Origin of the sequence: Marilutibacter maris (assembly GCF_006546735.2) — a bacterium.
GTDB classification, from domain to species: domain Bacteria; phylum Pseudomonadota; class Gammaproteobacteria; order Xanthomonadales; family Xanthomonadaceae; genus Marilutibacter; species Marilutibacter maris.
In genome coordinates this window covers 1-9,229 of record NZ_VICD02000152.1, presented here as the reverse complement: position 1 = coordinate 9,229, position 9,229 = coordinate 1, and the positions used below count along the sequence as shown (strand labels likewise).

12 protein-coding genes are annotated in these 9,229 nt (G+C 70.0%); 9 read left to right on the top strand and 3 right to left on the bottom strand.

What is annotated here, in order from left to right; translation table 11 throughout:
* The 3 genes from FKV24_RS09530 to FKV24_RS09520 all read left to right on the top strand — a co-directional run.
* Window positions 1–747 (top strand): class I SAM-dependent methyltransferase (locus tag FKV24_RS09530; protein WP_141482212.1); only part of this gene is annotated, 747 nt, incomplete at its 5' end.
* Window positions 744–1,451: a pseudouridine synthase gene (locus FKV24_RS09525; protein ID WP_141482211.1), complete on the top strand. Its 708-nt coding sequence runs from the start codon at window positions 744–746 to the stop codon at window positions 1,449–1,451. The genes FKV24_RS09530 and FKV24_RS09525, both read left to right, overlap by 4 nt.
* Window positions 1,448–2,158 carry an HAD family hydrolase gene (locus tag FKV24_RS09520; protein ID WP_249040976.1) on the top strand — a complete coding sequence of 237 codons (711 nt, stop codon included), beginning with the start codon at window positions 1,448–1,450 and terminating at the stop codon, window positions 2,156–2,158. Before FKV24_RS09525 ends, FKV24_RS09520 begins: the two co-directional genes overlap by 4 nt.
* A 62-nt stretch (window positions 2,159–2,220) precedes the next feature.
* Here FKV24_RS09520 and FKV24_RS09515 read toward each other — a convergent pair whose 3' ends face one another.
* Both FKV24_RS09515 and FKV24_RS09510 read right to left on the bottom strand, forming a co-directional pair.
* Window positions 2,221–2,775, bottom strand: coding sequence for a DUF1415 domain-containing protein (locus FKV24_RS09515; protein ID WP_141482210.1), 555 nt, complete (start codon window positions 2,773–2,775; stop codon window positions 2,221–2,223).
* 49 nt (window positions 2,776–2,824) lie between these two features.
* Entirely contained in the window at window positions 2,825–3,307 is a 483-nt protein-coding gene (locus FKV24_RS09510) for a YajQ family cyclic di-GMP-binding protein (RefSeq protein WP_111268185.1), read from the bottom strand.
* 265 nt (window positions 3,308–3,572) lie between these two features.
* Here FKV24_RS09510 and FKV24_RS09505 point away from each other — a divergent pair, with 265 nt between their 5' ends.
* The 5 genes from FKV24_RS09505 to FKV24_RS09485 all read left to right on the top strand — a co-directional run bounded on the left by FKV24_RS09505 (window position 3,573) and on the right by FKV24_RS09485 (window position 7,886).
* On the top strand, window positions 3,573–4,301 hold the full coding sequence (locus FKV24_RS09505; RefSeq protein WP_111267589.1) for a hypothetical protein: 729 nt from the start codon (window positions 3,573–3,575) through the stop codon (window positions 4,299–4,301).
* 74 nt (window positions 4,302–4,375) lie between these two features.
* The gene (locus tag FKV24_RS09500) at window positions 4,376–5,176 is read left to right on the top strand and encodes a transporter (protein WP_141482209.1); all 801 of its coding nucleotides are present in this window, start codon (window positions 4,376–4,378) and stop codon (window positions 5,174–5,176) included.
* A gap of 113 nt (window positions 5,177–5,289) precedes the next feature.
* Window positions 5,290–6,363, top strand: coding sequence for an NAD(P)-dependent alcohol dehydrogenase (locus FKV24_RS09495; RefSeq protein ID WP_111267587.1), 1,074 nt, complete (start codon window positions 5,290–5,292; stop codon window positions 6,361–6,363).
* Between the two features lie 35 nt (window positions 6,364–6,398).
* Window positions 6,399–7,280 carry a DMT family transporter gene (locus tag FKV24_RS09490; protein ID WP_407067486.1) on the top strand — a complete coding sequence of 294 codons (882 nt, stop codon included), beginning with the start codon at window positions 6,399–6,401 and terminating at the stop codon, window positions 7,278–7,280.
* Between the two features lie 150 nt (window positions 7,281–7,430).
* Window positions 7,431–7,886 carry a DUF1801 domain-containing protein gene (locus FKV24_RS09485; protein ID WP_141482208.1) on the top strand — a complete coding sequence of 152 codons (456 nt, stop codon included), beginning with the start codon at window positions 7,431–7,433 and terminating at the stop codon, window positions 7,884–7,886.
* Window positions 7,887–7,970: 84 nt separating this feature from the next.
* On the opposite strand, the gene FKV24_RS09480 is transcribed toward FKV24_RS09485, so the two are convergent.
* Window positions 7,971–8,618: an OmpW/AlkL family protein gene (locus tag FKV24_RS09480; protein WP_111267584.1), complete on the bottom strand. Its 648-nt coding sequence runs from the start codon at window positions 8,616–8,618 to the stop codon at window positions 7,971–7,973.
* Between the two features lie 322 nt (window positions 8,619–8,940).
* Here FKV24_RS09480 and FKV24_RS09475 point away from each other — a divergent pair.
* Window positions 8,941–9,229 (top strand): biotin/lipoyl-containing protein (locus FKV24_RS09475; protein ID WP_343200238.1); only part of this gene is annotated, 289 nt, incomplete at its 3' end.

Genomic DNA, 9,229 nt, shown 5'->3' with positions numbered 1-9,229 from the left:
TGCGCGCCGGGCGGGCGCGTGCTCGCCTGCGTGCCCAACAACGAGGGAGCGAAGTCCGCCGAGGAAGACCTGCGCCAGCTGGCCGGCGCGGTCGGCTCGCTGAGCAAGCACAAGTGCCGCGCGTTCTGGACCGCGCCGCTGCACGGCCCGGCCGATGCCGCGCTGCTGCGGCAATGGCTGGCGCTGGATGCGGTCCGCGAAGTCGCCGACGGTGGCCTGTTCAGTCGTCCCGGCGTGTTCGCCTGGGACCGGGTCGACGCCGCTTCCGAGCTGTTGATCGAGCACCTGCCGGGCGACCTGCGCGGACGCGCCGCCGACCTGGGCGCCGGCATCGGCGTGCTGGCGAAGGCCGTGCTGGAGCGCTGCCCGGGGATCGAATCGCTGGAACTGTACGAGGCCGAGGCGCGCGCGCTGGCGCTGGCCCGCCGCAACCTCGCCGACGCGCGGGTGCCGGTCGGCTTCCACTGGCACGACGTGACCGCCGGCGTGGCCGGCGGTTTCGACACCATCGTGATGAACCCGCCGTTCCACGGCCAGGGCCGCGGCGAGCGTCCGGACATCGGCCGCCGCTTCATCCAGGTCGCCGCCGAGGCGCTGCGTCCGGGCGGGCGCCTGTGGATGGTCGCCAACCGTCATCTGCCTTACGAGCAGACGCTGGACGCCTCGTTCGGCGAGATCCGGGTGCACGCGCAGCGCGATGGCTTCAAGGTGGTGGAGGCGGTGAAGGCGCGGGGGCGCGGACGATGAAGCTGGTCCGCCTGATCGCCAACCTCGGCTATGGCAGTCGCAAGCAGGTCGCGTTGATGTTCCGCGAGGGCCGCATCACCGACCCCGACGGCGAGGTGCTGTATGCCGACGACAAGGTTGGCCACGCCGACGTGCGCATCGACGGCGAGCCGCTGGACCCGCCGGCCGGGCTGGTGCTGATGTTGCACAAGCCGACCGGCTACACCTGCTCCACCCGCGACCCGGGCCGGATCGTGTTCGACCTGCTGCCGCCGCGTTTCCGTCTGCGTTCGCCGGCGTTGTCGCCGGTCGGCCGGCTCGATCGCGAGACCAGCGGCCTGCTGCTGATGACCGACGACGGCGCCCTGCTGCACCGGATCATTTCGCCGAAATCGAAGCTGGCCAAGGTCTACGAGGCGCGATTGGCCGGCGACCTGCGCGGCGACGAGGGCGCGACCTTCGCCAGCGGCAGCCTGATGCTGGAATCGGAGACCACGCCGCTGGCGCCGGCGACGCTGCAGGCACTGGCGCCACGGCATGCGCGACTGAGCCTGACCGAGGGCCGCTACCACCAGGTGCGGCGGATGTTCGCCGCGGTCGGCAACCACGTCGAGGCGCTGCACCGCAGCCGCATCGGAGGCCTCGAGCTCGGCGATCTGGGCGAGGGGCAATGGCGTCCGTTGCACGCGACCGACCTGGACCGACTGTTCGGAGACGACCAATGATGGATACCCGCAGCGACGGGATCACGCCTGCGGCCCCGCCGCCCGCGATCGGCTTCCGCCCGGCGGCGGTGCTGTTCGACATGGACGGCCTGATGATCGAGAGCGAGCGCACCCTGCTCGAATGCTGGCGCCAGTCCGCGGCCGAGCTGCAACTGGCGCTGGACGACGCGCTGTGGCTGTCGATGATCGGCCTGTCCGACAAGGTCTGCCGACAAATGCTGCACGATCGCCTGCGCACCGACCAGGCCGAGGCGCTGACCGCGCGTCTGGGAGCGCTCTACGGCGCCCGGGTGGAGGCGGGGTTGCCGCTGCGCCCCGGCACGCGGCGCATCCTGGATTGGGTCGAAGGCATCGGCCTGGCGCGCGCGGTGGTGACCTCGACCCACCGCTGGCGTACCGAACAGAAGCTCGAACGCTGCGACCTGCAGCGCTATTTCGTCACCGTGGTCACCGGCGACGAGGTCCGCGAATCCAAGCCGGCACCGGACATCTACCTGCTCGCCGCCGCGCGGCTGGGGGTCGAGCCGGCGCGCTGCGTGGTGCTGGAGGACTCGGTGCCGGGCGTGCGCGCGGCGCTGGCGGCGGGGATGACCCCGATCCAGGTCCCGGACCTGGTCGCGCCCGACGCCGCGGTGCGCGCGCTCGGCCACCGCATCGTCGCCAGCCTCGACGAGGCGCGCGCGCTGATCGCACCCGCGCTGGCCTGACCGGTCAGGAACCCGCTGGAGCGGAACGTGTCGTCCTGGGAAGGCCCGGGTGCCAGGTGGCGTCAGGGCTTCAGCAACTCGCGCCAGCCGTCGACGCCGAGCTTCTCCAGGGTGGCGATATTGCGCTCGACGATCACGTCCGGGTCCGGGTAGGCGGCGACCGCGCGGTCGATGCTGGCCTCGCGCAGCAGGTGCAGAGTCGGGTACGGCGCGCGGTTGGTGAAGTTGCCGATCTCGTCCGGATCGGTGCCGGCGAACTGGTAGTCGGGGTGGAAGCTGGCGACCTGGATCTCGCCTTCCAGGCCCTGTTCGGCGACAAGCGCATCGGCGGCGTCGAGGAAATCGTTGAAGTCGAGAAAGTCGCCCAGCACCCGCGGATGCACCAGCAAGGTGGTGTCGACCGTGTCGGCATCGGTGGCGTGCAGCAGGCGCAGCTCGTCGGCCAGTTGTTCCAGCAGCGCCTCGGGGGTCTGCGCGGGACTGAGCACGTAGCGGATCTGGCGCTTGGCGTGCACGGCCTTGGCGAACGGGCACAGGTTGAGGCCGATCACCGCCCGCTCCAGCCAGCGCCGGGTCTCGATGATCGCCTCGGGCGTGGTTTCCGGCGGCGCGCTCATGGGCGTGCGCCGCGTCCCCGGCGAGGTCGGATCGGCGCCACTGGCGGTATCAGTCGCGGAAATTGTCGAACTGCAGCGGCAGCTCGAACTCGCCGCCCTTCAGCAGCGCGATGGCGGCCTGCAGGTCGTCGCGCTTCTTGCCGTTGACGCGCAGTTTGTCGCCGTTGATCTGCGAGTCGACCTTGATCTTCGAAGCCTTGATCGCGGCCTGGATCTTCTTCGCCATCTCGCGGTCGATGCCCTGCCTGACGGTGATCTTCTGGCGCGCGCCGGCCAGATTGGTCTCGATCTCTCCGAACTCCAGCGCACGGGCGTCGATGCCACGGGCGATCAGGCGCGCGTTGAGGATGTCGGCCATCTGCTTGAGCTGGAAGTCGCTGGGCGCGGACTGGGTGATCACCGCCTCGTCGAGGGCGAACTTCGCGTCGACGCCCTTGAAGTCGAAGCGGTTGCCGAGCTCGCGGTTGGCCTGGTCGACGGCGTTGGTGAGTTCGTGGCTGTCTACTTCGGAGACGATGTCGAAGGAAGGCATGGCGCGCAGCGTGGTGACGGGCCGCACAGATTAACGCACCGTGGCCGGATTCGCCGATGAGCGGCATTTCCCTTGCCCTGCAGGAACTTACAGGTTTGCCGAATGCGGCCGCAGTCACACTCCCGCGCGTCGTTCAGTCCACGCGCGGGTAGCGCGGTCACGCCTGTGCCAGCTTTCCGGCGGGGCGTGCGTCGCTTCCCCCGCTTGCGCGGCGCCGTCCCGATGAAGCCTGAACGTCCGAAAGCAGCCTTCGAAGGAAAATTCCATGCGCCTGCAGAAAATCCACCTGATCCTCCCGCTGGCCATCGCGTTCGCGCTGGCCGGCCCCACTGCCTTGGCACAGGACGCCGGCGATGACGCCATCATCCAGGACGCGAGCGTGCCCCGCTCCAAGCTGGTCGAGCGCTACACCGATCTGGCCGGATCGCCGGAAGCGGCCGGCATCCTGGTCGACAACCTGCGCGAAGGCGGCGATTTCGTCGTCGTCGAGGAAGTCACCACGGAAAATCCCGACGGAACCACCTCGACCACGACGGTCGAACGGACCATCGCCAATCCCAACGGCCCGATGGGCTGGGGCGAGGTCAACATCAGCCTGTCGCTGGCCGGAGCGCTGATCGACTCCGGCAACGCGCCCGACCTGCAGTCGGCCCTCACCGGCATCGAGACCACCGTCGTCCAGGACGACGGCAGCTCGGTGACCACGGTCGAGGGCGGTGTGCTGGCGATGCGCGCCGACCACATGGGCTGGGGCCAGATCGCCAACGAGCTGGGCTTCAAGCTCGGCGCGCTGGTCAGTGCCGGCAATCGCAGCGAACACGCCGCGGCACGCGCATCGACGCGGGTCGAGCGCGGTGGCGGCAAGCCCGAGCGGGTCGCCCGCGCCGAGCGCCCGGAGCGACCCGTGCGTCCGGAACGTGCCGAACGGCCCGAGCGGCCTGAAAAGCCCGAGCGTCCGCAGCGCCCCGAGCGCCCCGAGCGCGGCGGCCGCTGATCCAACCGTGTAGTGCATGACGGGCGTCCCCGCGCGGGGCGCCCGTCGTCGTGCCCATTCTTCCAGGAGTCCAGATGAAGCGTTCCATCCTGTTCTTTGCGCTGGTCGCGATGTCCGCCGGTGCGCAGGCCGCGGACGGCCTCAAACTCGGTGTCGGCGTCGACTACAGCAGCGGCGACTACGACAGCGATACCACCACCACGATCCTGTCGGTGCCGTTCACCGCGCGCTATACCCGCGGCGACTGGTCGTTCAAGGCCAGTCTGCCGTGGGTCCGGGTCGACGGCGACCCGAACGTGCTGCCCGGCCTGGGTGGGGTCGACAACGGCAACCCAAACGGCCGCGGTCGCGGGCGCGGCAACGGCGGCGGCGGTACCACCGCGCCGGCCGAGAGCGGCGCCGCTTCCGGGATCGGCGACCTGCGGCTGGCGGCGATCTACAGCGTCGACACCGGTTCGGACCTGGGGCTGGACCTGACCGGCAACTTCAAGCTGGCCACCGCCGATGAGGACAAGGGGCTGGGAACCGGCGCCAACGACTACGGCGTTGCCGTCGACCTGTATCGCCAGGTCGGCAGCGCACTGCTGTTCGGCGGCGTCGGCTACACCTGGCTCGGCGATTCGGACTACATCGACGTGGATGCCGTCGCCAGTGCCAACCTCGGCGTCAGCCGGCGTGCCGGCGGCGGCAACCTCGGGCTGATCTACGACTACCGCCAGGCAGCTTCCGACGGCTACGACCCGCGCAGCGAGGTCACCGCCTTCTATGCCCTGAACGCCGGCGAGAGCACCCGGATCCAGTTGTACGGTGTCGCCGGCCTGTCCGACGGCAGCCCGGACTGGGGCGGCGGTGTCAGCCTCACCCGCGGGTTCTGATCGACCGCGAACCTGGCCCGTTGTTTCGCCGGCAATGGCGGGAGCGCATCCCGCCATTGCGCCGCCCGTCGCGGGCGCTAGTCTTGAGGACCTACCCCCTCGAGAGCGCCACGATGGACAAGACTCCCGCCTATGCCGCCCTGGATGCGAAATCGCCGCTGGTGCCGTTCTCGGTCGAACGCCGTGAGCCGGGTCCGAGCGAGGTCCTGATCGACATCCTCTATTGCGGCGTCTGCCATTCCGACATCCATCAGGCCCGCGACGAGTGGGGCGGTTCGATCTTCCCGATGGTGCCGGGCCACGAGATCGTCGGCCGGGTCGCGGCCGTCGGCGACGCGGTGAGCCGTTACCGGGTCGGCGACACCGTCGGCGTCGGCTGCTTCGTCGACTCCTGCCGCAGCTGTCCGCAGTGCGAGGCCGGCGAGGAGCAGTATTGCGACTTCGGCATGAGCGGCACCTACAACAGTTACGAGCGCGACGCCGAACACCGCTTCGACCGTTCGCGGCCGACCTATGGCGGCTATTCGACCCGGATCACCGTCGACGAGGCCTACGTGTTGCGGGTGCCCGACGGCATCCCGCTGGAACGCGCGGCGCCGCTGCTGTGCGCCGGCATCACCACCTATTCGCCGCTGAAGCATTTCCAGGTCAAGCCCGGCGACCGGGTCGCGGTGGTCGGCCTGGGCGGCCTGGGCCACATGGCGGTCAAGATCGCCGCGGCGATGGGCGCCGAGGTCACCGTGCTCAGCACCTCCGAGTCCAAGCGTGCGGATGCGGCCGCGCTGGGCGCGCACGACTTCGCCGCGACCGGCGACGGCGAGGTGTTCAAGAGCCATGCCCGGCGCTTCGACATGATCGTCGACACGGTATCGGCCGAGCACGACTACAACGCCTACCTGGGGCTGCTCAAGGTCGACGGCACCATGGTGCTGCTGGGCATTCCCGAGGTGCCGGCACCGGTCGCCGCCGGCGCGCTGATCTCCAAGCGCCGACGCCTGGCCGGCTCGATGATCGGCGGCATCCGCGAAACCCAGGAAATGCTGGACTTCTGCGCCGAGCACGGCATCGCCGCGGACATCGAGCTGATCGACATCGACGGCATCAACGACGCCTATGAGCGGATGCTGCGCGGCGACGTGCGCTACCGCTTCGTGATCGACATCGCCAGCCTGCGCGGCGAGGGCTGAGGCGGGGTCATGGCCGGCAGGGGAGCGGGGGCCGCGTGAGCGCGTCGCAATCCAATGTCCGCGCGGCCTGGACCATGCTGGTCGCGGTCGCCGCGTTCTCGTTGATGGACGCCGGCCTCAAGCAGCTGTCGGCGCACTATCCGTCGTTCCAGGTCGCCAGTCTGCGCGGCGCCGCGTCGCTGCCGTTCGTGCTGGTCTGGGTGCTGGCGACCGGTGGCCTGGCCTCGCTGCGGATCCGGCGCTGGTCGCTGCACCTGCTGCGCGGTGCGATCGGGGTCGGGATGATGGCGAGCTTCGTCTACGCGCTGCGCAGCCTGCCGCTGTCGACCGCCTACTCGATCTTCTTCGTCGCCCCGCTGGTGATCACCGCGCTGTCGGTGCCCTTGCTGGGAGAGAAGGTCGGACCGCGGCGCTGGACCGCGATCGCGATCGGCCTGCTCGGCGTGCTGGTGCTGCTGCGGCCCAGCGGCGAGGGCCTGGTCAGCCTGGCCGCGCTGGCGGTGCTGGCCGCGGCGCTGGGCTATGCGCTCAGCGCGATCACCGTGCGGGTGCTGGCGCGTACCGACAGCGTGCAGTCGATCATGTTCTGGCTGCTGGTGATGATCGCGGTCGGTTCGGGACTGCTGGCCTGGCCGGACTGGGTGCCGATCCGCGCCGCCGACGCCTGGCTGATCGCCGGCGTCGGCGCCGCCGGCGCGCTCGGCCAGTACGCGATCACCGAGGCGTTCCGGATCGGCGAGGCCTCGGCGATCGCTCCGCTGGAGTACACCGCCCTGGTCTGGGGCGTGCTGCTGGACCTGAGCGTGTGGGGGGTGTTGCCGGACGCGGTGACCTGGATCGGGGCGGCGATCATCGTCGCCAGCGGCCTGTACCTGCTGCGCCGCGAGCGCGTGCATGCCGAGGCCGAGCATCCCTGAGGAGGAAGACGCCCAGCGATGCACCGTGCCGTGACCCGGGCGTGGCATCGGTATAACGTGCCGGTTCCATCCCGGGGAGTCGGCGCATGTCCGTGGTTCCGTATTCGCAGGTGTCTGCCCGGTCCTGTCCGCTGGCGGACTGAGGCGGGCATGGTCAGCAGCACGGCCGCCACCGTCGACGCTTATCTGGAGGAGCTGCCGCCGGAGCGGCGTGCGGTCGTCGCCGCGGTCCGCGATGTGGTCAATGCGGCGATGCCGGCCGGTTACGGGGAGGCGATGGCCTACGGGATGATCGGCTGGAGCATCCCGCTGTCGCGATATCCGGCGACCTGCAACAAGCAGCCGCTGGGCTACGTTGCTCTGGCCGCGCAGAAGCGCCACTACGCGCTGTACCTGATGGCCGCCTACGCCGACTCGGTGCAGGAGCGGTGCCTGCGCGAGGCCTATGCCAGGGCGGGCCTGAAGCTCGACATGGACAAGTGTTGCCTGCGCTTCAAGTCGCTCGACACGCTGTTGCTGGAGCCGGTCGCGGAGGTGATCGGGTCGATGTCGGTGGAGGACTACATCGCCCGCTACGAAGCGGCGCGCGGGGTCGCCGGCAGCTAGGTGAGGTGCGCAAACGACAACGCCCCGCGGTGGCGGGGCGTTGTCGGGTCCGGAAGACCGGAGCGTATTGCCGGGCGTGGCCGATCAGAAGCGCGCGCCGAGGCCGACGCCGACCACCACCGGGTTGAGCTTGGCCTCGCCGACGGTCTGGCCGTCGAGGTAGAGGTCGGAATCGCCGTTGAGGTAGCGCAGGTCGGCGCGGGCGAACCAGGTCGGCGACAGCTTGACGTCGACGCCGGCGGTGGCCATCGCGCCCTTGGCGGTTTCCACGCCCAGGCGCTGGCCGGCGAGGGCTCCGCTGGAGGTCACCGACTCGTCGTCGAAGTTCTGCTCGTAGTAGCCCAGGCCGACGAACGGACGCACCAGCGCGTCGGCATCGCGGAAGTGGTACTGGCCGCTGATCGCGTACGGCTGCGAGTCGACGCTGCCGGCCTTGCCGTTGGCGGCGTTGACGCGGTGGCCGAACTTGCTGGCCGCGCCCCAGGCTTCGATCGCGATGTTGTCGTTGATGTACCAGCTCGCGCTCAGGGTGGCGGCATTGCTGCCGTCCAGCTCCAGGCGCTGGCTGTCGCCGATCCAGGTGTTCTCGGTCGGCTCGGCCAGGGCGACGCCGCCGACCACGGCAAAGCGCTTGCCGGTCGAGGTTTCGGTGCTGAACGCGTCCTGCGCGAACGCGGTGGGGGCGATGGCCAGGGTGCCCAGCAGGGCCAGGGTCAGGTGACTGAAACGCATTTTGGATTCTCCTGGAGCTTCTACGGCTCCTGTTTTCGGGGGAGCCCCGCCGACGCAAAGGGGGAGGGAGCGTTGCAGGGCGCGCACACCGTATCCGGGCCTGCATGAATGCGAGTTGCGCGGTAATTGCCGCCTGAATGAACTTTTCACGCCCGCGACCGGTCGCGCCGCCGCGTCCGCGCGGGCCTTCCGTACCGCCCCGTGTGGTGCCCGGATGCGCGCAATGCCCGTCGCGCAAGGCCTGCGGGGCCAAAGTCGCGGTTGGCGCTGCCGCGATCAGCCGCCACAATAGGATTTTCCCCTCCCACGGCGAACCCGAACCATGGCTGACTTGAAGGAAGCGCGCGTCCCCGACATTGGCGATTACCAGGGCGTGCCCGTGATCGAACTGCTGGTCGCCGTGGGTGACCAGGTCAGCCAGGACCAGGGCCTGGTGACCCTGGAGTCGGACAAGGCGACGATGGAAGTGCCGGCCCCGTTCGCCGGCGTGGTCCGCGAGCTGAAGGTCAAGATCGGCGACGAGCTGTCCGAGGGCAGCGTCGTCGCCCTGATCGAGGCCCAGGATGCCGGCGCCGCGCCGGCCGCCGATGAATCGGCCCCGGCCAAGGCCG

Excerpts from the sequence above, each read along its gene's own strand:
- FKV24_RS09505 (WP_111267589.1), top strand. The coding sequence starts at position 3,573 with ATGCGCCTGCAGAAAATCCACCTGATCCTCCCGCTGGCCATCGCGTTC.
- FKV24_RS09515 (WP_141482210.1), bottom strand. The coding sequence starts at position 2,775 with ATGAGCGCGCCGCCGGAAACCACGCCCGAGGCGATCATCGAGACCCGG.
- FKV24_RS09520 (WP_249040976.1), top strand. The coding sequence starts at position 1,448 with ATGATGGATACCCGCAGCGACGGGATCACGCCTGCGGCCCCGCCGCCC.
- FKV24_RS09510 (WP_111268185.1), bottom strand. The coding sequence starts at position 3,307 with ATGCCTTCCTTCGACATCGTCTCCGAAGTAGACAGCCACGAACTCACC.
- FKV24_RS09495 (WP_111267587.1), top strand. The coding sequence starts at position 5,290 with ATGGACAAGACTCCCGCCTATGCCGCCCTGGATGCGAAATCGCCGCTG.
- FKV24_RS09485 (WP_141482208.1), top strand. The coding sequence starts at position 7,431 with ATGGTCAGCAGCACGGCCGCCACCGTCGACGCTTATCTGGAGGAGCTG.
- FKV24_RS09480 (WP_111267584.1), bottom strand. The coding sequence starts at position 8,618 with ATGCGTTTCAGTCACCTGACCCTGGCCCTGCTGGGCACCCTGGCCATC.
- FKV24_RS09525 (WP_141482211.1), top strand. The coding sequence starts at position 744 with ATGAAGCTGGTCCGCCTGATCGCCAACCTCGGCTATGGCAGTCGCAAG.
- FKV24_RS09500 (WP_141482209.1), top strand. The coding sequence starts at position 4,376 with ATGAAGCGTTCCATCCTGTTCTTTGCGCTGGTCGCGATGTCCGCCGGT.